Origin of the sequence: uncultured Thiohalocapsa sp. (genome assembly GCF_913062725.1) — a bacterium.
Classification (GTDB): Bacteria; Pseudomonadota; Gammaproteobacteria; order Chromatiales; family Chromatiaceae; genus Thiohalocapsa.
Genome location: NZ_CAJXWY010000063.1, coordinates 1 through 21,427, shown reverse-complemented (window position 1 = coordinate 21,427; position 21,427 = coordinate 1). Strand labels below are relative to the sequence as shown.

Sequence of the window (21,427 nt, the reverse complement as noted above, 5' to 3'; positions counted from 1 at the left end):
TGCCCTTCGGCGCCTACGAGACCAACCTGGTGTCGGACCCGCTGACGCTGGAGATCGGCGAGACCCGCGAGACCGCGACGCTGCTCGGTTTCGCGTATGCCGGCATCGGCGCCAGCGTCTACGGTTTCAACGGCGGCCACGAGCCACACGGCGACAATCGCATTGGCAGCTGGGGTGTCAACCTGCGCTACGCCTGGGAGCAGGGCGCTGTCGCGGTCGCCGTCAGCGCCGGCTGGATCAATAACCTGGGCGACTCCGACAGCCTGCAGGACACGCTGGCGGACAACCGCGCGGCGACGTTGACCGAGCGCCTCGCGGGCGAGGCCCCGCGTGGCGACGGCTTCAGCACCGACCCCACGGAGCGCACGGCCGGTTGGACCGCCAATCTCCGCGTCGCCATCGGCCCGGTCAGCGTCATCGGCGAATACCTGTCCGCCGCCGACCGCTTCGACCCGGACAGCCTGAGCTACAAGGGCGCCGGCGCCGAGCCGTCGGCCTGGAATCTGGAGCTTGGCTACGGCTTCGCCGTCTTCGGCAAGGACACTGTGGCCGCGGTCGCCTACCAGGGCACCGACGAGGCCGTGGGCCTGGAACTGCCCAAGGCGAGCTGGCTGATCGGCTGGTCCATTGGCATCTTCGACAACACCGCCCTGTCTTTCGAGTATCGCAACGACCGCGATTACAGCGAAGGCAAGGGTGGCACCGGCGACGACGGCAATAGTTTCCTCGCGCAGTTGGCCGTGGAGTTCTGAGCCTGGCCGGGGACTTGTTCCGCTGATACCTGATGAAGTGCCCGGTGGCGGAGCAGGGCATGATCCAGGTCCGCGCCGATTCAGCGTCTGTTTAGAAAGTCTGAGTGAATAGGACGCATGGAATCGCGCGGCGGCCCTGTGCGCCTGAAATCGGCGATCGTGGCGCTGTCATGCCGGGCCGTTTATTGGCCAGCGCCTGTCATGATAACCGATTCCTATCACTCGTATTGTAAATTGGTCTTGGACACGAAAGGCGCATGCGGGCACAGTGACATGGCGTCACGGCTGGCTGGCATGGTAAAGGCTGGCAGGCGCCCTTGCACATCAAAGCTTGTTGCATCAATTGACTAATTAGGAGTGGATGACATGTCTCAGTCAACACGTGAACAGGTCATGCGCCACCTGGAGGCGGTAGGGTATTTGCAGCCTGCGCTACACAAGCCGCAGCAGGCGCCGTACCCGGACGAGATCGATCATAGCCTGTATCGGGCGTATACCCGGTCTGCACATGATGTGGGTGGCGAGCCGGATACACCGATGACTTGGGAGGAAAAGGAAGAGGAGCAGTGGGAGCTGAATACATTCGCGACCTGTGAATGTCTGGCTTGGCGTGGGGTTTGGAATGCGGAAGAGCGTCGGCGGCGCCAAAACGTAGATTTGGGTCAGACGCAGTATCTGGGGCTGCCATACTACGGCCGATGGCTGCTGACGGCGGCGCGTATTCTGGTGGACAAGCAACATGTGACGCTGACCGAGCTGGTGAGCAAGATCGACGAGGTGAAAAGCCGTTATGAGCAAAATTGAGCACGACCGTAGCCATCACGCGGAGAAGGCGACGGGCATTGGCGATCCGCAGTGTTTTCACGGCGAGGCGGGACCGGCGAAGTTCAAGGTGGGGGACCGGGTGCGGATCAAAAACCTGCCGGATTTGTTTTATACACGGTGCCAGGTGTATACGCGTGGAGCCATCGGAATGGTGACGGAAGCGGTGTATGAGAGCCCGGCTGCGGAGGATGAGGCATGGGATAACACGGAGAGCCCGGAATGGTTTTACAGTGTGGTCTTCCGCCAGCAGGAGCTGTGGCCGGACTACCCGGATCTGTACGCGAACGACACGGTGGAAACGGAATTCTCGGAGCGTTGGCTGGAAGCGGTTTGATGGCGTTAATTGGTAAGCAAAGACAAGCACGAGCGCGGAGCGGAGGAGAGAAACATGTCGGATGAGCATCAACACCCGCCGGCACCAATGGTGGATGAGGTCAGCGATTTTGAGGTGCTGGAAGCGGCGGTACGCGAGCTTGCGATCGAGAAGGGGTTGTTCAGTGCCGAGGACCATCGGCGCTGGACGGAGTATGTGCACACGCTGGGACCGCTGCCGGCGGCGCGCTTGGTGGCAAAGGCGTGGCTGGATCCGGCGTACAAGGAACTGGCGGTACGCGATGGAGTGAAGGCGAGCCTGGATGTGGGGGTGGACTGGATCAACAGTCCGCCGACGGGCTTCGGCACGCCCAGCGACTACTGCAATCTGCGGGTGCTTGCGGACACGCCGACGGTCAAGCACGTGGTGGTCTGTACGTTGTGCTCATGCTACCCGCGTCCGATTCTGGGCCAGTCGCCGGAGTGGTACCGCACGCCCAACTATCGCCGCCGTTTGGTGCGTTGGCCGCGGCAGGTACTGGCGGAGTTCGGCCTGCAGTTGGACCCGGCCATCGAGATTCGGGTCGCTGACTCGAACCAAAAGACGCGCTACATCGTGCTGCCCGTTCGTCCTGAGGGGACTGAGGGGTGGAGCGAAGAGCAGTTGGCGGAGATCGTTACACGTGATTGCTTGATCGGTGTGGCGGTGCCCAAGCCCGGAGTGACCGCCAACACCAAACGTCCGGTACGCCCGGCGGTGCATCCCGTCGACCATCATCATTGATACCGCTGGCGTGGCGCCCGCGCCACGCGGCGTTCCCGGCAGTCGGCCGCCGTTGGGTCGCTCGGCGGCCGATCGCTAACGGAGGAGAAAGGCGCGATGGTAATCGATAACAATCAGCATCGCCACACCGGTGCGCCGTCGGCTCATCGTGAAAAACGCTCGAGCAGGCACCCGCTTGGATGGCTCGATGCATGCTGCGGGAGAGGACGATGATGAAGGTTGCGGCGGCTCCGTACATTGTTGCCTGTACTGCTAGGGTGTACGGGATGATCGCGTCCGGGGCCATGAGCTGGGGCTTGGCGGTCACCAACTTCCTGGGCGGGCTAGCGATTCTGTTCGCCCTTTGGTGGCTGGGTGTATACGCGATAGCACTCAATCCTGCGACCGCGCACTTCGCGGAGTTTGGACCCCTGCCCGCATTCGAGTTACTGCCCAGCCTCTGGCTGAACGGCACGATTCCCGATGCCATGGCTGCCAGCGGATACCGGCTCGGGCTGGGGCTTGCCATCGCGCTGATCATCGGTGTGCCGTTCGGTATCCTGATCGGACGCAGCGAGCGCTTCCGTGCGCTCAGTAACTCACCCTTCCAGCTCATGCGCATGATCAGCCCGTTGTCGTGGGAGCCCATCGCGGTCATCGTCTTCGCAACCTGGAACCAGGCGATTGTCTTCCTGATTACAATTGCTGCGGTATGGCCGATCATGTTTTCCACCGCCGCGGGCCTTTCAAAAGTGGACCCCGCGTGGTTCAAGGTGGCACGGAATCTTGGCGCTAAGCCACGGCACATGATTACACAGATCATCGTGCCGGCGATTACCTTCGATGTTTTGACGGGTGTTCGCCTGGCTGTCGGTGTGGCCTGGATCGTCTTGGTGCCGGCCGAGTTCCTTGGCGTAACGTCCGGCCTCGGATACTCCATTCAGGACGCCCGCGAGACCCTGTCCTACGACTATTTGATGGCCATGATCCTGGTGATCGGTGCAATCGGTTATACCCTCGACAGCCTCTGCGTCCTGCTCATCAGACGCTACAGCTGGCATCGCGGTGGGTAGCGCGTCGCCGTGGCCCGCTTTCCAGTCCGACATTTACGCACGGCTCCCGATGATGGTCGCTCCGGAGCGACGCGAGCCGGCGACAACCCAAGGTAAGAAAATGGCACGACGAATCAGCATCATATGCGTCTCCGGCACCCGCGAGCGACTACAAATGGCTGCGATGGTCGCGTCCGTTGCGGCGGCGAGCGGCGATGACGTCTCCGTCTTCTTTTCGATGAATGCGCTGGGCTACTTCGTCAAAGGTGCGGCCGACACCGCGCCGGCGGAGGGACCGTTCGGGACACTGATGGAGGGCAGCCCCGGCGTGCCTCCCTTCAAGCAGCTGTTCAGTTTTGCCGCAGAGATGGGAGACGCGAAGCTGCTGCCCTGCTCGATGGCCATTGATCTGCTGGGACTCGAGGCCGATGATCTGGATCCAGAGCTCGGTGAGCCCACGGGGCTCACCGTATTTCTTGGAGAGTCGGCAGACGCCCAGCTGCTGACATTTTGACTGTCGTCGCATCGACTGCTCAATGCTTTGATTAAGGTAGAAAGATCATGTCTCAAGAAACGACCATCGATGCCCGTAACACGTTTTGTCCGGGGCCGCTCATGGAGCTGATCACCTATATGAAGCAGGCCAACGTTGGGGATACGCTGGAATTGCTATCCACGGATGCGGGGACCGCGAGCGATGTGCCCGAGTGGGCCAGGAAGGTCGGGCACGAAATGCTTAGCAGCGAGAATCGCGATGGTGTATGGCACTTGCGGATCCGCAAGGCAAAGTAGCGCTTTCGCGCCTGTCATCTCGATTGTCAGGCCGGCTTTGCACGTCGGCCTTGGTGAAATCCGGAGGAGACTGCGATGAGAATCCTGATCGTTGGCGGCGGCACCGGCGGAACGATTGTGGCCAACAATCTCGCCCGGCGCTTGGCTGGAGAGATAAGGCATGGTGGGGTACGGATCACGATGCTGTCGGCGTCCGACAGGCACATGTATCAGCCGGGCCTGCTGTATGTCGCTTTTGGGCAGATGATGCCCGACGAGCTGTATCGAAAGCAGCAGAGCCTGCTCGAATCGAGTATTGAGCTGCATATCGATCCAGTCGAGGAGTTTTTGCTCGATCAGAAACGCGTCAAGACGGCTGGCGGTCACACGCACGAATACGACATCCTGGTCATCGCGACCGGCTCGCGCATCGTGCCTGAGGAAATACCCGGCCTTGCGGAGGGCGGCGAGACGTTCTATTCCGAGGCGGGCGCCGTGAAGATGTTCAAGGCCCTGCGCGCCTTCCAGGAAGGCACGGTCGCGGTTGTTGTTGGCGTGCCGCACAAGTGTCCCATCGCACCCATCGAGGTGACGTTTGCGTTGCATGACTACTTCACCAGTCGCGGCATTCGTGACAAGGTCGAGATCAAGTATCACTACCCCATTGGCCGCATCCATACCATTGAGAATGTCGCGAAATGGGCGCTGCCTGAGTTTGAGCGGATGGGTATCCGCTACGAAACCTTGTTCAACCTCAAGGAGGTCGATGCCAAGAAGCAGATCGTTTACAGCGAGGAGGGAACAGAAACGGGCTATGATCTGCTGGTGGCGATACCGCCGCATCGGGGCATGGAGGTCATCGAAAGGCAGTCATTGGGCACAGGCGGATGGATTCCGACGGATCGCCGGCAGCTGAAAATGGAGGGGCATGACGATGTTTATGTCGTCGGCGACACGACGAATCTACCGGTGAGCAAGACGGGCTCTGCGGCGCACTTCGAGGCGGAGGTCATCGCACAGAATATTGCCTCCGAGGTAAAGATCGGTGCGCCCGTGTGCGAATACGACGGCAAGGTCTATTGCTTTATCGAGACCGGCTACGACAGCGCGACCTATGCCATGTTCAACTACGAGAATCCGCCTGAGCTGAAGGCGCCGAACAAGGCGATGCATTGGTTCAAGACGTCGTACAATAAAATGTATTGGACGAGCGTCCGCGGATTACTCTAAGGGAGCCTGCTCATGACTAGCGAGACTTCGTCGCAGGCGGCATCGGATACGGTGACGTCTTTCAGGCCAGACGATTTGCACCAGTTGGCCGAGCTCGGCACGCTGGTGGCCGCCGCGCGGGACGCATTATCGGATGATATGGTGGCGCGCGCGGCGGGTGCATTCAGCGAAGGTGTGATGCTGCTCGATCGGCTGACACGCAATGATGGGCTGGTGCATCTGCTCCAGGAGATGGATCGCCCGGAGAACCAGTTGTTCCTGATCAGCATGTCCAATGCGTTCACGGCGGCGAGCCGTGACCTCGCAACGGCACCGCCGGCGAGCGGCGGCGTCGGCGGGCTGCTGAAGCTACTGAGTGATCCGGGGACGCAGGAGGGGCTGCGGCTGGTGGCATTGATCGCTGCGCGTCTCAGCGACAGCATGCGCGAGATCCACCACCGCGGAGGCTGAGCGGTTGATCGATCGCGCCAATGTCGGCGTGACGGTCTACATTGAAGGTATACCCGGCGGACGTCAATGTCCGGCGCCGGCGCCAGCCAGCCCGCACAAGCCGAAAATCCGGATGCGGCGGGTATAACAGTCGGTGGCGGGGCGTGCCCGCCCGGCTGCAAGCCTTTACCCTTGGCTTACAGGAGGTAGCTGTCATGACCATCTGGGCTGTCGTTGCCGACGCCGCACGCGCGCGCTTGTTCCAACTCGAAGGGCGGGCTGCGCCGCTGGAAGAGCTGAAAGACATGATCCACGCCGAAGCCCAGCTGCAGGGCCGCGAGATCGAAGCGGACCGGCCGGGGCGGGCCTTCGACTCGGTGGGTGGGGGCCGCCATGCCATGGAGCCCACGCTCGATCCGCGGCGAGAGGAGGCGGAGCGTTTCGCCCGCGAAATCGCCCGGCAGCTGCAGAGCGGCTACGAGCAGCGTCGCTTCGAGGGGCTGTGCCTCATCGCACCGCCCGCGTTTCTGGGCATGCTACGGGCCGAGCTCGGCACGGTACTGCACCGGACGGTGGTGGGCGAGCTGAACAAGGATCTGACCCATGCCGACACGGCGCGTGTCGCCGCCGAGCTGCAAGCGCTGCTGTAGCCTGCGCGCAACGGGCGCGACCGGGCCGTGGGGCCGCAGCCCGGTGCGCGCCCGGGGAGCGTTCAATCCGCCTGCCGCCAGGAGAAGTGCTTGATGAGGCTGACGCACATGCCGTCCAGCAGGAAGCCGATGATGCCGATGACCACGACGATGGCCGCCAGGGTGTCGTACTCCAGAGTGTCGCGGGCGTCGTTGATGGCGTAGCCCAAGCCGCTGGTGACTCCCAGATACTCCGCCGGCACCAGCACGATCCAGGCGACACCCACCGCCAGCCTGAGCCCGGCGAAGATGTCCTGGCCAATGGCGGGCATGATCACGCGCCGCAGCATCTGCCAGCCGTCGGCTCCCAGGTTGCGTGCCACCTTGAACCACAGGGGATCGATGCGCCGCACGCCCTGGGCGGTGGAGAACAACACCGGCCAGACCGCCGCGACGGCGATCAGAAACACGATGGCTCCATCCCAGGTGGCGAAGGCCAACACCGCGATGGGCATCCATGCCAGCGGGCTGATCATGCGTAAGAACTGGAAAGGCACATGAGTGACCTCCCGCAGCGCCGCTGACAGTCCGATGGCAACGCCCACCGGCACACCGATGAGGAAGGCCCACAGCAGGCCCATGCCGATGCGGTAGAGGCTCGGAAAGATCGTGCCCCACACCTCGCCGGAGGCGACCATATCAGCGAGCGCCGCAAACGCCGGCGCCGGCGCAAAGCCGGCGAAGGCCACGACGTCGTCGTTGCTGGCGATGGCCCAGCCGCCGAGCCACCACAGAGCCAGTAACACGGCGATGCCCGCGGTGGGGTAGGCCACCGTGGAGAGCAGGAACGCGCGCACCGCCGGCCAGCGGAACGTGCGCGTGTGCCAGCGCAGCGCCTGGCGCTGCACCACGGCGGCGCCCGCCGGCGCCGACGCCGACGCGGGTCGTTCCTGCCCGGCCTCGGCGTGGGGCGCCGGGGATTGGGCGCGCCCCCGGCGGGCGCGCGGCGGCGCCTGCGCCCGACCGTGCTCGGGCGCCAGCGGCAGGGTGCCTTCAGCCGCCGTCACAGCACCACCACTTCTTCACGGCTGTAGGGATCATCCGGGTTGATCCCCGGCACCTTGGACCAGTCCATGAACTGCTCCATGGCGACCTTCACGTGGTCGTAGTTCACCAGATCATTGGTGACGAACTCGGGGTCGAGGGCCTTCAGGAAGGTGGTGTCGCCGCCGACGAGGGTTTTGTTCATCTCCTCGACGATGAGCTTGGTGGCGCTCGGGTAGGGGTAGGGCTGGAAGTCGATGCGTCCGTTCTGCCACTCGGCGACATGACGGTTGGCGTCGGGGTCCGTATAGTCGTCGGCGCCGTAGAAGGTCATGGCGCGCTCCACCACCTTCGCCGGCATGGGCAGGTATTTCTTGCCGTCCTTCGAGAGCATGTGCGCCACTTCGCCCTTGTGCTCCTGGGCGTAGATCTGCGCCTTCACCACGGCATTCATGACCTTCTGCGTCCATTCCGGCTTGGCGGCGACGGTCTGCTCGTTCATGCAGACCACACAGCAGGGGTGGTTCTTCCAGATGTCGCCGGTGAAGCGCAGCATCTTGCCCCCGGCCAGCAGCTCGCCGGCGGCATTGAAGGGCTCGGCGACGATGAAGGCGTCGATCTTCTTCGACGCCAGCGCCGGCGGCATGTCCGGCGGCGGCATGATCATCAGGTTCACCTCATCCGGCGCCAGCTCCGCGGTCTGATCCTTGATGACCGGTTTCAGGCCGGCATCGCGCAGCGCCATCTGCAGCACGATGTTGTGCATGCTGTACCAGTAGGGCACGGCCACCTGCTTGCCGGCGAGGTCACTGAAGTCTTTCGCGTCCAGGTGCTTGCCCGTCACCACGGCGGAGCCGTTCAGGTGCGCCCAGGACATGATCTTGACGGGGAAGTTGTTGTTGTAGCGCATCCACACGGGGATGGGCTTCAGCAGGTGCACCAGGTTGAACTTACCGGCGGCGAAGCCTTCCACCAGCGGCGACCAGCCGCGGATCAGCGTGGGCTTCTCCACCTTCAGGCCTTCCTCTTCGAAGTAGCCGTTGGCGTGGGCCACCAGCAGCGCCGTGGCATCGGTGATGGGGATGTAGCCGATGCGCACCACCTCGTCGTCCGGCGGCTCGGCGGCGTTCAACAGGCCGGGCATGCTCGCCATGGCGGCGGCGAGACCGCCCTTGGCGAGCAGGTCGAGCATGAAATCACGGCGTGACATCTCGTGCTCGAAGAGATAGCTCAGGTCGTCGTCGTGCTGGCTCATCGCAGGTGCCTCTTGGGTTGTGATGGTTGACTGTCGCAGGAGGAATCCAGTGGCCCGCCCCAGTGGCGGTGCCGGCCGCTCTGCGGCGGCTCGGTCGATCGGTGGCGGGCAGCGGCCGCCGGCGGCGGTGGCGCGCGTGGTCAGGCCGCCTCGCGCTGGGGCGCGCCGGCCGCATCGGTGCGCTGCGCCGCCGCCCCGCCGCGGCCGTCGCCGACGAGCCCGTCGAAGGTGGTCATCAGGGCCTCGCGGGCACGGCTGTATTCGGCGCTGGCGCGCTCCCGCGGTGCCGGCAGCTCGATGGCCATCTCGCCGGCGATGCGCCCGGGGTTGGCGGCCATGATCAGGACCCGATCCGCCATGGCCACGGCCTCGTCGATGTCGTGGGTCACGATGACCAGGGTCAGACCCTCCTGGCGGGCGATGCGTGACACCTCGTCCTGGAGGGTGGCGCGGGTGAAGGCGTCGAGGGCGGAGAACGGCTCATCCAGCAACAACAGCTCGGGCGACGTGGCCAGGGAGCGTGCCAAGGCGACACGCTGCTGTTGCCCGCCGGAGAGGCTCTGCACGTTGGCGTCGGCCTTATCGGCCAGACCCACCAGCTCGAGCAGGGCATCGATGCGTGCCGTATCCCGACAGCCGGCGAACAGCAGCCCCAGCTCGGCGTTGCGCCGCACCGTCATCCAGGGGTAGAGCGACGGCTTTTGGAACATCATGTTCCACTTGGCGCTCGGACGGGTGACCGTGTGTCCACGGATGTGCACGCAGCCCTCCGTCGGCACCGTCAGACCTGCCAGCATGTGCAGCAGGGTCGATTTGCCGCAGCCGCTGCGACCGATGAGGGCAACCTGCTCACCCGGGTGGATGTTCAGCGCAATGTCTTTCAGCGTCGGCGCCGACTGGCCCTTGAAGGTGTGTGTGATGAAATCGACAGAGACGTTGGCGCTCATGCAGCGCTCCCGGCGATGGACGATGCCCGAACCGCTGCAGGGATCGTGCCATGGCCTGCGACCATGACCGATGGCCAGTGTCCCTGCCCAGTAACGGCGCACCGCCATGCACCAGATATGCCGCTTTGGCGACATTCATGGGGCGAAGTCCGGGCCATGAGTGTCGACAATGACAGACAATTGGGCGCATCGACCCACCCGTCGCCATTGGCAAACGGCCCCTCGTCGGGGCCCGGTCGCGGGCCACCCCATTGACGGCGCTGAGTGATAGCTGCAGCTTCGCAGGCACCGCAGTCCCGCGCATTGGCACCCGGCTTGCTATCATGTGACGGTTATTCCATCCATACCGATTCCATCCACCGCAACGACGAGGTGCCGACGCATGACCAAGAGCGCAATGAAGACCGCAATTCTGGAGGCGAAGAAAGCCAGGGGCATGACCTGGGAGGCGCTCGCCGGCGCCGTCGGCATCTCCCCGGAGTTCCTCTGCTCCGCCTGCCTGGGCATGAACAGCCTCTCGGAGGACCGCGCCAAGGCCTGCGCCGAAGCCCTGGGCCTGGGGCCGGACATTGCCTCGGCGCTGACGGACTTCCCGAAGAAGACCTGGGATCAGTCCGTCCCCACCGACCCGCTCATCTACCGCTTCTACGAGATCGTCGGCGTCTACGGCGAAACCCTCAAAGAAGTCATCCACGAGCAGTTCGGCGACGGCATCATGAGCGCCATCGACTTCTCCATGGACGTCTCCAAGCAGGAAGACCCCAAGGGCGACCGGGTGGTGGTGACGCTGAACGGCAAATTCCTGCCCTACAAGTCCTGGTGACCGGGGGTTGTGGTGCGCGGGATCAGTCCTGCGCAGCAACCACGGCGGCGGCGCACACGCCCATGGCACGCCGGTCCATGGGGCGCTGAGCGACTCCCCGGGGCCTCGCCATCGGCCCCCGCATGACGCGCTTTCGGGGCGGTGCCCGCCTCGTCGGGTGCTCACTGCCGTGGCCAGGTGTGCGGCGCACCACCTGCTCCGGTCCGCATGCCCCGGTGCTGGTCACCCCCGCGGCCAGACCACCGCCAAGCCCGCCAGCACAATACAGCCACCCCCCGCCAGCTCGGCCAGGCTCAGGGCCTCGCCGGCGATCAGCGCCGCCGAGACGGCGCCGACGATCAGCTCGAACAACAACAGCACCGACGAGCGCTGCAGCGGCATGCGACGGACGCCGTACTGGGTCGCCGCGATCATGCTGCTCATCCAGGCCACGCCGAGGCCGAGCGCCGCCAGCAGCGCCCAGGGTGGCGCCGCGAAGTCGCTCCCCACCGTCACCGCCGCCACCGCCGCCAGCGGCGGCACCAGCACCACTGCAGCCAGATTCTTGAGCGCCCCCGGCAGGGCGCGCCCGGCGCGCAGCTGCACATTGGTGAGCGCGAACCCAAAGCCCGCCACCAACCCCAGAAGGTCCGCCGCGCTGAAGGCGCCCAGCAGCCCTTGGCCGAGCCCGCGGGTATCCGACAACAGCATCAGCCCCGCCCCGAACAGGGCCAGCACCAGCGCCGGTACCGTCACCGCCAGCAACCGTTCCCCGAGCAGCACCCGCCCTAACAGCACCGCCCACACCGGCGACAGGTAGAACAGGATCAGCACCCGCGCCACCTCGCCCTCGAGCATACCCAAACTGAAGGCGATCCCGGACACGGCCCCCGACGTCCCGATGCCCAGCAGCCGCCAACGCGCCGCCGCCACCGCCCGCCAATGTCGGTGCGCCGCCAGCCCCAGCATCGCCGTGGCGCCGATGTAGATCAGGGTCAGCGCCCAAAACCCGCCGAGTCCCGCCTGCTCCAGCCACCGCAGCGGCAGCCAGTACAGGCCCCACAACGCCGAGCCCGCGAGCATGACCGGGATGACGAGAGGCTGGTGGGCATGGTCGGCTGCATCGGCGGTGGCGCGCTGGTCCGGCGCTACTGGGGTGGAGGCTGGGGGGGAGGCTGGTGTTGGCGTGGTGCGCGGCATGCAGAAGGGATGAGCGTAACGGGTGAAGGGTAGGGCGCCGGCGCCACCCTATCAGAACGAATCAAAAGTGCCAGCGGCGGCGCGCCCCTGGACCGGCGTCAGTCGGCCACGCCGTCATCCGCTCAGCTGCGCGATGACGCAGTCGATGGCGGCCGCGTTATTGCCGGCGGGGTAGAAGCCGTTGATGGCCTCGCGGTAGGCGGCCGGGTCCATCTCGCCGGCGCCGAGCTTCGCGGTTTCGTCCAGGAAGGTGACGTCGTTACTGTCCACGTCCAACAGGTAGTCGATGGTCTGTGTGCCGATACTGAGCTTGCCGCAGGCCGCGTTGACCTTGTTCAGGAAGGCGTTACTGGCGGGGCCTTCCGGGGCGATGAGCCCGCCGCCGCAGCCGGCGAGGGCGGTGAGCAGCGGCAGGTTGATCAGGACTTGGCGGGCGGGCGACATGGCATGGGCTCCGTTGGGTTGGATGGATGCGCGCAGGTGGGCTCGGCGCGGGTCCGGCGGCCCTGAGCAGCGGCCCTAAGCAGCGGCCCTGGGCGGCGGCGCCAGCATAGCCCAGCGTGCGTGGGCGTGTCCGGCTCTGCGCTGGTGCCCGCCGGGGGGCTCTGTGCGGTACGCACGCGCGCGCAGGATCGGCCATAATCCGCAGATGACCGACAACGATACCGACTTTATCGACGCCGAGGTCGGCGATGACTCTGCGCCGCAGGGGCCCAGCAAGAGCGCACGCAAGCGCGAGCGTCTGGCGCTGCAGGATCTGGCGGAAGAGCTGCTGGGGCTGCCGCGCGCCGAGCTCGAGGGGCTCGGGCTCGGTGTCGACACCTGGGCGGCCATTGAAGAGACCGCACGCATCAAGGACCGCCGCGCCATGCGCCGGCACATCAAGCGGGTGGCGAATTGCCTCGCGCGGGAGAATACCGAGCCACTCCAGGCGCTGCTCGATGCGCGTGCGACGCGCGCGCGCCAGGCGGCGGCCCGGCATCATCAGGTGGAGCGCTGGCGTGCGCGGCTTATCGAGGCGGGCGACACGGCGCTCTCCGACCTGTTGGACCGTTATCCGCAGGCGGACCGCCAGCAACTGCGCAGCCTGGTGCGTGCGGCCCAGCGCGATGTCGAGCGCGGCCGCCCCGAGGGGCCCCGCAAGTTGTTTCGGTTTCTGCGGTCGCTGCTGGACAGCGTGGATGACTGACGCCGCGCGAGCGCCGTTGCCGCGCCGCGCACCTCCGCTCCCCCCCGTCGTTGTGCCACTCATGACCGAACACCTGTTTCACATCGCCGCCGCGCCCTTCGAGGCCGCCCTCAGGGTGCCCGTGCTATCCGCCGGGCACCGTGCGGCACGCCTGCACGGGCATAGCTACCGGGCCCGGGTGCGGGCGGCGCTGCCGGCGGGCTGGTCGACGCATGGCGACGGCTTCGCCGGCGGCGAGACGGATGCCCTGCAGGCGGCGCTGGCGGACGCCGTCGCGCCCCTGGACTACGCCGACTTGAACGCCCACCTGCCGGTGCCGACGGACGAAAACCTGGCGCGCCTGGTGCGCGCCCGGCTGGACGCCGCCGGTGTGCCGGGCGTCGCCACCGTGGGCATTCGCAGCACCACCGAGACGGGGGTGGATCTCGCCGCCGACGGTCATGCGCATCTGTGGCATCGCATGCGCTTCGAGGCGGCGCACCGGCTGCCGCAGGTGCCCGACGGCCATCCCTGCGGGCGCATGCACGGCCACGGCTTCGAGGTGATCCTGCATCTGGATCAGGATCTGGGTGGTGGTGCCACGGGGGCGGCGGACATGGGGGTGGACTTCGATGCCATCGCCGCACTCTGGGCGCCGCTGCACGCCGAGCTCGATCATGCGTGCCTGAACGACATCCCGGGCCTGGAGAATCCCACCAGCGAACTGCTCTGTCAGTGGCTCTGGGCCCGGCTCAAGCCGCAGGAGCCGGCGCTGTCCTGGGTGACGGTGTACGAGACGGCCACCGCGGGCTGCCATTTCGATGGTGTGCACTACCGCATCTGGAAAGAGCTGCGCTTCGAGTCTGCGCTGCGCCTGGCGCAGGCCCCGGACGGCGACCGCCGCCGCCGGCTGCATGGGCACAGCTATCTGCTGCGGTTGCACCTGAGCGCGCCGCTGGACGACGTGCTCGGCTGGACCGTGGACTACGGCGACGTGAAGGCCCTGTTCAAGCCCGTCTACGGGCGCCTGGATCACCATCGCCTGGACGCCCTGACGGGGCCCGCCGGCGCCGATCCCGCGGGGCTCGCCCGCTGGATCCGCGAGCGCGCGGCGGGCGATCTGCCCTGGCTGGAGCGCATCGATCTGCAGCAGACGCCGGGCTGCGGCGTGGTGCTGTGCTGGGGCGCGCTGGGGCCGGCGCTGCCGGCGTGAGCCGCGACGCTGAGTGATGCCCATGTCCGGCCGCTACAGCATCAAGGAATGCTTTCTCACCCTGCAGGGCGAGGGTGCCCGCGCCGGGCGGGCGGCGGTATTCCTGCGCTTCGCCGGCTGTAATCTCTGGTCCGGGCGGGCGCAGGACCGCGCGGCGGCGGTCTGCGACTTCTGCGACACGGACTTCCGCGGCACCGACGGCCCCGGCGGCGGGCGTTTCGCGACCGCCGATGCATTGGCTGAGCATGCCGCGGGCCTCTGGTCCGCCGGCGGTGCCGCGTCGGTATCGGCGGGCGCCGACGCCGGCGCTGCCCGGCCCGGGCGGCATGCCGGGCGTTATGTGGTCTGCACCGGTGGCGAGCCCCTGCTGCAACTGGACCCGCCGCTCATCGACGCCCTGCACGCCCAGGGCTTCGAGGTTGCGGTGGAGACCAATGGCACGCGGGCGGTGCCCGCGGGGGTCGATTGGATCTGCGTCAGCCCCAAGGCGGATGCGCCCCTGGTGCAGCGCAGCGGCGACGAGCTGAAGCTGGTCTACCCCCAGGCCAAGGCGCCGCCGGAGCGCTTCGCAGCGCTGGATTTCCGGCACTTCTATCTGCAGCCCAAAGACGGTGCCGGCGTCGCCGGACACACTGCGGCGGCGGTGCGCTACTGCCTGGCGCACCCGCGCTGGCGGCTCAGCCTGCAGACGCACAAGCTGATCGGCATTCCCTAGCCGCATCCCTAGCGACCCGCGAAAACCAAAAACCCAGCCGTGACCAACCACCCCCGCCCGGGGCTGGTGACGACCTGCGACCACGGCGGCGTGGGCGGGCCGCTATGGGCTCAGCCCCCCGCTGCGGGCTTCTCGAAAATCATGAAATGCTGGCTGGGTAGGAAGTCCTGGGTTTCGACGTGCTCGAGCCCCACGGCGGCCATTTCGCGGCGGGCCTGGGCGGTGGTCATTTTGTGCAATGGCTTGATGGGAACGCTCGGGTCCTCGCCGCGGTATTCCACCAGGAACACCCGCCCGCCCGGGCGCAGGGCGGCGACGATGGCGGTCATCATCTCCCGCGGATAGGCGAACTCGTGGTAGGCGTCCACCATCAGCGCCGCGTCGATGCTGCCGGGCGCCAGGGTCGGATCGTCTTCGGTGCCCCGCACGAGCACCAGGTTGTCGATGCCCTGTGCCGCCATGCGTTGCCGCATGATGGCCAGCATCTCCGGCTGAATGTCCACCGCGAACACCCGTCCCCGGGGTACCTGCTCGGCGAGCCGGAAGGCGAAGTAGCCGGTGCCGGCGCCGATGTCGGCCACCGCCGCGTCGGGCGCCAGGTCCATCGCCGCCACCACCCGGCTCGGCAGCTCTTCGCGGATGCGGCTCGGGCGCTCCAGCCAGCGGGCGCCGCGGTGCCCCATCACCTGCGAGATCTCGCGGCCCATGTAGACCTTGCCGATGCCATCGCGGCTGGGGGACTTGGTCTCGTAGTGTGTCGCGTCGTCGGCGAGGACGGCTGCCGCGGCGCTGAGCAGTGTCAGCAGCGCCGTCAGCAGGATGAGCGGGCGCGCAGCGGGTGGTGGTTGGTGCGGACAGGTGGACGACGTCCTGGGCATGGTTGCGGCTCCGAAAGGTTGGCGATGCTCTCTGGACAGCGCTCGGGCGCGGCGGTTTCCCCGAAGGCCGGAGTGCACCGGTGCTTGCGCCGGCGATTCCCCGGCGGCGGCGCCACGCCGCCGGCGCTATGCTGACGCCATGCCAACCAACACCGCAGGCAGGTGGAGACCACCCATGCACGATCAGCGATCCGCAGGCCGCGCCCACAAGGGCTCGGGCGCCAGCGTCTCCTTGGTTCTCGGCAGCGGCGGCGCCCGCGGCCTCGCGCACATCGGGGTCATCCAATGGCTGCAGGCCAACGGCTATCACATCGAATCCATCGCCGGCTGCTCCATGGGTGCGTTGGTGGGCGGCATCCACGCCGCGGGCCGGCTCGCCGACTACCGCGACTGGGTCTGTGCGCTGCGCCGGGCGGATGTGCTGCGCTTTCTGGACCTCGCGTGGTCCCGCAGCGGTCTCATCAAGGGCGACCGTATCATCGATACCCTGCGGGAGCTGGTGGGCGAGCATCATATCGAGCACCTGCCCATCGCCTTCACCGCCGTCGCCACCGACATCGAGCGCCAGCGCGAGGTCTGGCTCTCCAGGGGGCCGCTGTTCGACGCCATCCGTGCCTCCATCGCCGTGCCGACGGTGTTCATGCCCCACGAATATCTGGGCCACAAGCTGGTGGATGGCGGCCTGCTGAATCCCGTGCCCATCGCGCCCACGTTCCGCGATCTCACCGACCTCACCATCGCGGTGAACCTGAACGGTAGCGATGACGGCGGGCCCTGGCCGCCCCAGGCCCCCCCGGCGTTGCCCGAGCCGGGCGCACGGGCCGAAGGAGCGGACCATGGCCCAGGGCGCGCGGCGGCGTCGGCACAGGCGCCCGAGCGCCCCGATGACCTGCGCGGGCGCATCCTCGCCTTCCTCGACGATGTCGCCGACGGCTTCAAGGGCAACCCGGGCAACGACGGCGCTGAAGCGCGCGGTCTCGACGTCTTCGAGCTGGTGAGCCGTTCCATCGAGACCATGCAGAACGCCATCGCCGCGGTGAAGCTCGCCGCCTACACGCCGGACGTCATCGTCAACATCCCCCGCGACGTCTGCCAGGCCCACGAATTCCACCGCGCCCGGGAGCTGATCGACATCGGCGAGCGCATCGCGGCGCAGTCACTCGGCGCCCACGAACGCCAGGGCGCCGGGACTTGAGGCCGACCAGGCCGCCGCTGGCGAGCCGAGGGCGCCCGGCGCCGGCCGGCGGCCACCGGCGTGGCTCAGCGGGCGGCGAGCCATGCCCGCAGCACCTGCTCGGTGGTGTCGGCCAGCAGGACTTCCGTATCGCGCTGGGCCTGCTCCAGGGTCATCGGCCGGCGGCAGAGGCTAAAGACGGCGTCGATGCCGAGGGCGTGCAGCGGGGCGATGTCGTCGCCGATGCCGCCGGCGATGGCGATGCAGGGCACGCCGCAGGCCTTGGCGCGTGCGGCGACGGCCCCCGGGGCCTTGCCATGGGCGGTTTGGGCGTCGATGCGGCCTTCGGCGGTCAGGACCAGGTCCGCGCCGACGAGATGGCGCGCCAGGTCCAATAGCTCGAGCACGAGCTCGGCGCCCGGTGTCAGGCGGGCGCCGGCGAAGGCCACCAACCCCGCACCGAGACCGCCGGCGGCGCCGGCGCCGGGAAGCGCGGCCACCGCATGACCGAGGTCGCGCTCGATGAGGCCGGCGAGATGGGCGAGGCCGGCGTCGAGGGCGGCGACCTGCGCCGGGCTCGCGCCCTTCTGCGGGGCATAGACGGCGGCGGCGCCGCCGGGGCCGGTGAGGGGGTTGTCGACGTCGCAGACGGCCTCGATGCGCACCTGCGCCAGCCGCGGATCCCGCTGCCCGGCGTCGATGCGGGCGATGTCGGCGAGCCGGCCACCGATTGGCGGCACTGGCTGCCCTGCAACATCGAGAAAGCGCCAGCCCAGCGCCTGCGCCATGCCGATGCCGCCGTCGTTGGTGGCGCTGCCGCCCAGGCCGACGATGATGTGCTCGGCCCCCAGATCCAGCGCGGCGCGCATCAGCTCGCCGGTGCCCAGGGTGGTGGTGGCGGTGGCGTCACGCGCGGGCGCCGGCAGCAGCGCGAGACCGCTGGCCAGCGCCATCTCGACGACGGCGATACGCCGCTTCGGGCTCCAGAGCAGGTTGGCGTCCAGCGGCGCGAAGCGCGGGCCGCTGACCCGGACGCTGCGCCGCTCGCCATCGACGGCGGCCGTCAGCACCTCGGCGAGGCCATCGCCGCCGTCCGCCACCGGTAGCGCCACGAGCGTCGCCTGCGGCAGTGCCCGGGCGGCGCCCCGGGCCATGGCGGCGGCCGCCTGGGCTGCGGTACAGCTGCCCTTCAGTGCGTTGGGGGCGAGGATGATCTTGGGCATCAGCCCCCTATCTCGCCGCCGTCGTCCCGGGTGATGGCGACCACGGCGGGCCGCGGCGGAATGCCATCGGTGAAGTCCGGCCAGCGCGTGGCGGGGTCGTCGAAGGTGGATTGACGCTCGAAGCCGGGGTAGCCCCCGGTGCCGTCCGCCGCCGGATGCTGCACGGCGACGAACAGCGTGCGGCCGTCGGGCGTAAAACGCGGGCCGCACATCTCCGCACCCACGGGCACGCGGAAGAAGGCGCGGGCGGTGCCGCGGCCGGGGCCCTGGGTTTCCAGCGCATAGACACCATCGGCGCCGCCGGAGGTCACGGGCCAGCCGCCGCCCTGGTCCGTCGCCACCCAGAGCCGGCCGGCGGGGTCCACGGCGCAGTTGTCCGGGCAGGCGAACCAGCCGTGCTCGCTGGTGGCGGGGTTCCATTGGGCGCCGACGGCCGGGTCCGCCGGGTCGCCGGCGCGCACCAGCAGATCCCAGCGGGCGCTGTCGGCGGCGTGGTCGCCGTTGGTGGGGGTGAGCTCCAGCACCTGGCCCCAGAGGTTGCCGGCCCGCGGGTTGGCGGCGTCGGTGTCCGCATACCCGTCCTGACCCCGGTGCTTGTTGTTGGTGAGGCTGACGTAGACCTTGCCGGTGACCGGATTGGGCTCGACGTCCTCGGGCCGGTCCATGGGCGTGGCGCCCAGCAGGGTGGCGGCGCGCCGGGTCTCGATGAGCACATCCGCCTGGGCGTCGAAGCCATTCGCCGCGGTGAGCGGGCCCTGGCCGTGCACCAGCGGCAGCCATTGCAGGCCGCCGTCGGCATCCAGCCTGGCGACATAGAGGGTGCCGTGGTCGAGCAGATCACGGTTGGCGGCGCGCGCCGCGGCGACGCGTTGGCGCAGGTCCTGCTCGTGGAAGTGCACGCGGCCGCTGGCGTCGATGCGCCCGGCGTAGGCTTGCGCGTCCATGCTGCTGGTGGGGTCCGGCAGGGGCGTCACCGTGCCGTCGGTGACGAACTTGTACAGGTACTCGAAGCGCTGATCATCGCCGGAGTAGATCACCAGGCGGCCGTCGCCGTTGACGATGCACTCGGCACCCTCATGCTTGAAGCGGCCCAGGGCCGTGCGCTTGACGGGCATGGCCTGCGGCGCGAAGGGGTCCACCTCCACGATCCAGCCGAAGCGGTTGGCCTCGTTGGGCTCGGCGTTCAGGTCGAAGCGGCGGTGGTGTCGCGCCCAGGCGTAGCGCGGCGCGGGCATGCCGCAGCGGGCGTAGTTGCGCTCTTCCGGGTGGCCGTCCAGATTGCCCGCGAAGTAGAGATGGAAGTTCTCCTCCGCCATCAGGTAGGTGCCCCAGGGGGTGATGCCGCCGGCGCAGTTGTTGAGGGTGCCGATGACCCGGCGCCCGCTCGGGTCCGCGCCGGTGCGAAGCCGCGGGTGACCGGCGGCGGGGCCGGAGAGGCGGATGGGCGTGGTCAGCGCCTCGATGCGGCGGTTGAAGGGGCTGCCGGGCACAGGCCGCCATCGGCCGCCGGTCTTGCGGATCTCGACCATGGAGCCGCCGTGGGCGGCGAGCTCCGTGTCCACCATCGCGCGGGTCAGGGCGGCGGCGGGGTCGGCGGCGCCGGCCAGGCCCGGGAACATGAGCTCGGTGTTGGTGTACTCGTGGTTCACGCACAGCAGCCCGTGCTCGCTGTTGTGGGAGCCGAGCGGCAGCGGGATGTAGCCGATGAAGTCGTTGTTGTAGCCGAACTGCCGGCGCTGGGCGGCGGCGCTCGGGCGTTGCGGGTCGAAGGGCGGGGCGCCGGACAGCAGCGGGTCGCCCCAGCGGATCAGCACCTCGGCGCTATAGCCCGGGGCCACATGGTGAGTGGCATCCACACCGCGGGCGATCTCCGGGAAGTTGAAGCGGGTGGGGTTGTCGACGGCGGCGGATGGCTGTTGGGGCTCGGCGGCGCCGGCGGTGAGCCCCGCCAGCGGTCCCGCCGCCAGGGCACCGAGGGCGCCGCGTAACAGCGCGCGGCGGCTGCAGCGACGCGCGATCAGGTCGTCCAGACTCGGCTCGGTGCTCGGGTTGACGGGGACGTCGTCGGGGTCGAGGGCAGGATCGGTATGGGGGTGATCGGGTGAGGACACGCTTGGGTCTCCGGGCGCCGGCGCCCTGCTGTTGAGGCGGAGACCGCGCAGTCTATACCGGCGTCGGGGCGTTTTCAGTGACGGCCGCCGCGGTGGCGGCGTCGGCGTGCTGCGCACGCGCCCGGATACGCCGCGACAGCCGCGGGCGCGGCGGCTATCATCCGCGCCGTCTGCCCGCGGCGGCGGTCGGCCGTCCCTGCGGTCGGCGCCGGCGGCCGCATCAGTCAGTGGGGTCGGCGCCGATGCCAGCGCTCGTTCGCAGGCCCGGCCCGGCATCGTCAATCAGTAACGCATACGGGAGTATTCCTTATGGAACAGACCTTTGTCATGGTGAAGCCCGACGGCGTCCAGCGCGGCCTCGTCGGCGAGATCGTCGCCCGCCTGGAGCGCCGCGGTCTGAAGCTCGTCGGCGCCAAGTTCATGCAGGTATCGCAGCAGCTCGCCGCCGAGCACTACGCCGAGCTCAAGGACAAGCCCTTCTACCCGGGGCTCATCGGCTACATCACCAGCGCGCCGGTGCTGGCCATGGCCTGGGAGGGCAAGAACGCCGTCGGCGCCGTGCGCCAGACCCTGGGTGCCACCAAGCCGTCGGAGGCCGCTCCGGGCAGTATCCGCCACGACTACGGCATGGACGTGGGCCGGAATCTCGCCCATGGCTCGGACTCACCCGAGAACGGCGCCCGCGAGGTGGCGCTCTGGTTCAAGCCCGAAGAACTGGTGAGCTGGGACCGGGCCACCGACGCCTGGATCTTCGAGTAACGTTAAGGCGGCGTGCCCAGCGCCGCCGCTCGCTGACAGACCCGTCGGCAGCGGCTATACCCGTCGCATCTCGGTTTTCGCGTTCTGCGGGCTGGGTCGCAGCTGGCGGGGGACGCCGTGAATACGTCCCTGTAGGCTTCACGACAGCATCCCTGCTGTCGAGACCCCCGCCAGC

The 21,427-nt window shown here is 67.9% G+C and carries 24 protein-coding genes; 16 read left to right on the top strand and 8 right to left on the bottom strand.

All coding sequences use genetic code 11. The features are described 5' to 3' along the window. The 10 genes from QZ588_RS15030 to QZ588_RS14985 form a co-directional block, all read left to right on the top strand. Positions 1 to 752: LbtU family siderophore porin (locus tag QZ588_RS15030; protein ID WP_295543759.1), on the top strand; the 752-nt coding region annotated here is incomplete at its 5' end. A 366-nt stretch (positions 753 to 1,118) separates the two neighbouring features. Further along, complete coding sequence (locus QZ588_RS15025) at positions 1,119 to 1,556, top strand: SH3-like domain-containing protein (protein ID WP_295543758.1); 438 nt, start codon at positions 1,119 to 1,121, stop codon at positions 1,554 to 1,556. Next, positions 1,543 to 1,911 (top strand): SH3-like domain-containing protein, encoded by a 369-nt coding sequence (locus tag QZ588_RS15020; RefSeq protein WP_295543757.1) that lies wholly within the window; start codon positions 1,543 to 1,545, stop codon positions 1,909 to 1,911. Before QZ588_RS15025 ends, QZ588_RS15020 begins: the two co-directional genes overlap by 14 nt. A 54-nt stretch (positions 1,912 to 1,965) precedes the next feature. Beyond that, positions 1,966 to 2,673 carry a thiocyanate hydrolase subunit gamma gene (gene scnC / locus QZ588_RS15015; protein WP_295543756.1) on the top strand — a complete coding sequence of 236 codons (708 nt, stop codon included), beginning with the start codon at positions 1,966 to 1,968 and terminating at the stop codon, positions 2,671 to 2,673. A gap of 209 nt (positions 2,674 to 2,882) precedes the next feature. After that, positions 2,883 to 3,725, top strand: a complete 843-nt coding sequence (locus tag QZ588_RS15010; protein WP_295543755.1) for an ABC transporter permease — start codon at positions 2,883 to 2,885, stop codon at positions 3,723 to 3,725. 49 nt (positions 3,726 to 3,774) lie between these two features. Beyond that, positions 3,775 to 4,218 carry a DsrE/DsrF/DrsH-like family protein gene (locus QZ588_RS15005; RefSeq protein ID WP_366929581.1) on the top strand — a complete coding sequence of 148 codons (444 nt, stop codon included), beginning with the start codon at positions 3,775 to 3,777 and terminating at the stop codon, positions 4,216 to 4,218. 47 nt (positions 4,219 to 4,265) lie between these two features. Then, a complete protein-coding gene (locus QZ588_RS15000; RefSeq protein WP_295543754.1) occupies positions 4,266 to 4,496 on the top strand; it encodes a sulfurtransferase TusA family protein in 231 nt (76 codons plus the stop codon). 75 nt (positions 4,497 to 4,571) lie between these two features. Then, positions 4,572 to 5,705 carry an FAD/NAD(P)-binding oxidoreductase gene (locus tag QZ588_RS14995; protein ID WP_295543753.1) on the top strand — a complete coding sequence of 378 codons (1,134 nt, stop codon included), beginning with the start codon at positions 4,572 to 4,574 and terminating at the stop codon, positions 5,703 to 5,705. Positions 5,706 to 5,717: 12 nt separating this feature from the next. After that, positions 5,718 to 6,155, top strand: coding sequence for a hypothetical protein (locus QZ588_RS14990; RefSeq protein WP_295543752.1), 438 nt, complete (start codon positions 5,718 to 5,720; stop codon positions 6,153 to 6,155). A gap of 194 nt (positions 6,156 to 6,349) precedes the next feature. Next, entirely contained in the window at positions 6,350 to 6,784 is a 435-nt protein-coding gene (locus QZ588_RS14985) for a host attachment protein (RefSeq protein ID WP_295543751.1), read from the top strand. Between the two features lie 62 nt (positions 6,785 to 6,846). On the opposite strand, the gene QZ588_RS14980 is transcribed toward QZ588_RS14985, so the two are convergent. The 3 genes from QZ588_RS14980 to QZ588_RS14970 form a co-directional block, all read right to left on the bottom strand. Continuing rightward, the gene (locus QZ588_RS14980) at positions 6,847 to 7,656 is read right to left on the bottom strand and encodes an ABC transporter permease (RefSeq protein WP_366929583.1); all 810 of its coding nucleotides are present in this window, start codon (positions 7,654 to 7,656) and stop codon (positions 6,847 to 6,849) included. Between the two features lie 170 nt (positions 7,657 to 7,826). Next, positions 7,827 to 9,017, bottom strand: coding sequence for an ABC transporter substrate-binding protein (locus QZ588_RS14975; RefSeq protein ID WP_366929582.1), 1,191 nt, complete (start codon positions 9,015 to 9,017; stop codon positions 7,827 to 7,829). 185 nt (positions 9,018 to 9,202) lie between these two features. After that, the gene (locus QZ588_RS14970; RefSeq protein WP_295543750.1) at positions 9,203 to 10,009 is read right to left on the bottom strand and encodes an ABC transporter ATP-binding protein; all 807 of its coding nucleotides are present in this window, start codon (positions 10,007 to 10,009) and stop codon (positions 9,203 to 9,205) included. 382 nt (positions 10,010 to 10,391) lie between these two features. On the opposite strand from QZ588_RS14970, the gene cynS reads away from it, so the two are divergent. Then, complete coding sequence (gene cynS / locus QZ588_RS14965) at positions 10,392 to 10,832, top strand: cyanase (protein ID WP_295543749.1); 441 nt, start codon at positions 10,392 to 10,394, stop codon at positions 10,830 to 10,832. 222 nt (positions 10,833 to 11,054) lie between these two features. On the opposite strand, the gene QZ588_RS14960 is transcribed toward cynS, so the two are convergent. Both QZ588_RS14960 and QZ588_RS14955 read right to left on the bottom strand, forming a co-directional pair. Then, the gene (locus QZ588_RS14960; RefSeq protein ID WP_295543748.1) at positions 11,055 to 11,894 is read right to left on the bottom strand and encodes a DMT family transporter; all 840 of its coding nucleotides are present in this window, start codon (positions 11,892 to 11,894) and stop codon (positions 11,055 to 11,057) included. A gap of 231 nt (positions 11,895 to 12,125) precedes the next feature. Continuing rightward, positions 12,126 to 12,455, bottom strand: a complete 330-nt coding sequence (locus QZ588_RS14955) for a hypothetical protein (protein WP_295543747.1) — start codon at positions 12,453 to 12,455, stop codon at positions 12,126 to 12,128. A 205-nt stretch (positions 12,456 to 12,660) separates the two neighbouring features. Between QZ588_RS14955 and yjgA the strand changes: the two genes are divergently transcribed. From yjgA to queE, 3 genes are all read left to right on the top strand, one after another. Beyond that, positions 12,661 to 13,200, top strand: coding sequence for a ribosome biogenesis factor YjgA (gene yjgA, locus QZ588_RS14950; protein WP_295543746.1), 540 nt, complete (start codon positions 12,661 to 12,663; stop codon positions 13,198 to 13,200). A gap of 61 nt (positions 13,201 to 13,261) precedes the next feature. Then, positions 13,262 to 14,392, top strand: coding sequence for a 6-carboxytetrahydropterin synthase (locus QZ588_RS14945; protein WP_295543745.1), 1,131 nt, complete (start codon positions 13,262 to 13,264; stop codon positions 14,390 to 14,392). Positions 14,393 to 14,414: 22 nt separating this feature from the next. Beyond that, on the top strand, positions 14,415 to 15,107 hold the full coding sequence (queE, locus tag QZ588_RS14940; protein ID WP_295543744.1) for a 7-carboxy-7-deazaguanine synthase: 693 nt from the start codon (positions 14,415 to 14,417) through the stop codon (positions 15,105 to 15,107). A 110-nt stretch (positions 15,108 to 15,217) separates the two neighbouring features. Here the strand turns inward: queE and QZ588_RS14935 are convergent, their stop codons facing one another. Then, entirely contained in the window at positions 15,218 to 15,985 is a 768-nt protein-coding gene (locus QZ588_RS14935) for a class I SAM-dependent methyltransferase (RefSeq protein ID WP_295543743.1), read from the bottom strand. A 175-nt stretch (positions 15,986 to 16,160) separates the two neighbouring features. Between QZ588_RS14935 and QZ588_RS14930 the strand changes: the two genes are divergently transcribed. Then, on the top strand, positions 16,161 to 17,180 hold the full coding sequence (locus QZ588_RS14930) for a patatin-like phospholipase family protein (RefSeq protein ID WP_295543742.1): 1,020 nt from the start codon (positions 16,161 to 16,163) through the stop codon (positions 17,178 to 17,180). Positions 17,181 to 17,245: 65 nt separating this feature from the next. Here QZ588_RS14930 and QZ588_RS14925 read toward each other — a convergent pair whose 3' ends face one another. Both QZ588_RS14925 and QZ588_RS14920 read right to left on the bottom strand, forming a co-directional pair. Next, positions 17,246 to 18,382 carry a glycerate kinase gene (locus QZ588_RS14925; protein WP_295543741.1) on the bottom strand — a complete coding sequence of 379 codons (1,137 nt, stop codon included), beginning with the start codon at positions 18,380 to 18,382 and terminating at the stop codon, positions 17,246 to 17,248. Continuing rightward, positions 18,382 to 20,493: a PhoX family phosphatase gene (locus QZ588_RS14920; protein WP_295543740.1), complete on the bottom strand. Its 2,112-nt coding sequence runs from the start codon at positions 20,491 to 20,493 to the stop codon at positions 18,382 to 18,384. The genes QZ588_RS14925 and QZ588_RS14920 overlap by 1 nt, the downstream gene beginning before the upstream one ends. Before the next feature lie 309 nt (positions 20,494 to 20,802). Here QZ588_RS14920 and ndk point away from each other — a divergent pair, with 309 nt between their 5' ends. Next, positions 20,803 to 21,252, top strand: coding sequence for a nucleoside-diphosphate kinase (ndk, locus tag QZ588_RS14915; protein WP_295543739.1), 450 nt, complete (start codon positions 20,803 to 20,805; stop codon positions 21,250 to 21,252). Positions 21,253 to 21,427 lie beyond the last annotated feature (175 nt).

Bases quoted from the DNA above. Each gene is read 5' to 3' on its own strand.
- QZ588_RS14970 (WP_295543750.1), bottom strand. From the start codon at position 10,009: ATGAGCGCCAACGTCTCTGTCGATTTCATCACACACACCTTCAAGGGC.
- QZ588_RS14925 (WP_295543741.1), bottom strand. From the start codon at position 18,382: ATGCCCAAGATCATCCTCGCCCCCAACGCACTGAAGGGCAGCTGTACC.
- QZ588_RS14935 (WP_295543743.1), bottom strand. From the start codon at position 15,985: ATGCCCAGGACGTCGTCCACCTGTCCGCACCAACCACCACCCGCTGCG.
- yjgA (WP_295543746.1), top strand. From the start codon at position 12,661: ATGACCGACAACGATACCGACTTTATCGACGCCGAGGTCGGCGATGAC.
- QZ588_RS14995 (WP_295543753.1), top strand. From the start codon at position 4,572: ATGAGAATCCTGATCGTTGGCGGCGGCACCGGCGGAACGATTGTGGCC.
- QZ588_RS15000 (WP_295543754.1), top strand. From the start codon at position 4,266: ATGTCTCAAGAAACGACCATCGATGCCCGTAACACGTTTTGTCCGGGG.
- QZ588_RS14985 (WP_295543751.1), top strand. From the start codon at position 6,350: ATGACCATCTGGGCTGTCGTTGCCGACGCCGCACGCGCGCGCTTGTTC.
- queE (WP_295543744.1), top strand. From the start codon at position 14,415: ATGTCCGGCCGCTACAGCATCAAGGAATGCTTTCTCACCCTGCAGGGC.
- QZ588_RS14960 (WP_295543748.1), bottom strand. From the start codon at position 11,894: ATGCTCGCGGGCTCGGCGTTGTGGGGCCTGTACTGGCTGCCGCTGCGG.
- QZ588_RS14975 (WP_366929582.1), bottom strand. From the start codon at position 9,017: ATGTCACGCCGTGATTTCATGCTCGACCTGCTCGCCAAGGGCGGTCTC.
- QZ588_RS14945 (WP_295543745.1), top strand. From the start codon at position 13,262: ATGACCGAACACCTGTTTCACATCGCCGCCGCGCCCTTCGAGGCCGCC.
- QZ588_RS15025 (WP_295543758.1), top strand. From the start codon at position 1,119: ATGTCTCAGTCAACACGTGAACAGGTCATGCGCCACCTGGAGGCGGTA.
- QZ588_RS14955 (WP_295543747.1), bottom strand. From the start codon at position 12,455: ATGTCGCCCGCCCGCCAAGTCCTGATCAACCTGCCGCTGCTCACCGCC.
- scnC (WP_295543756.1), top strand. From the start codon at position 1,966: ATGTCGGATGAGCATCAACACCCGCCGGCACCAATGGTGGATGAGGTC.
- QZ588_RS15020 (WP_295543757.1), top strand. From the start codon at position 1,543: ATGAGCAAAATTGAGCACGACCGTAGCCATCACGCGGAGAAGGCGACG.
- QZ588_RS14930 (WP_295543742.1), top strand. From the start codon at position 16,161: ATGCACGATCAGCGATCCGCAGGCCGCGCCCACAAGGGCTCGGGCGCC.
- cynS (WP_295543749.1), top strand. From the start codon at position 10,392: ATGACCAAGAGCGCAATGAAGACCGCAATTCTGGAGGCGAAGAAAGCC.
- QZ588_RS15010 (WP_295543755.1), top strand. From the start codon at position 2,883: ATGATGAAGGTTGCGGCGGCTCCGTACATTGTTGCCTGTACTGCTAGG.
- QZ588_RS15005 (WP_366929581.1), top strand. From the start codon at position 3,775: ATGATGGTCGCTCCGGAGCGACGCGAGCCGGCGACAACCCAAGGTAAG.
- QZ588_RS14990 (WP_295543752.1), top strand. From the start codon at position 5,718: ATGACTAGCGAGACTTCGTCGCAGGCGGCATCGGATACGGTGACGTCT.
- ndk (WP_295543739.1), top strand. From the start codon at position 20,803: ATGGAACAGACCTTTGTCATGGTGAAGCCCGACGGCGTCCAGCGCGGC.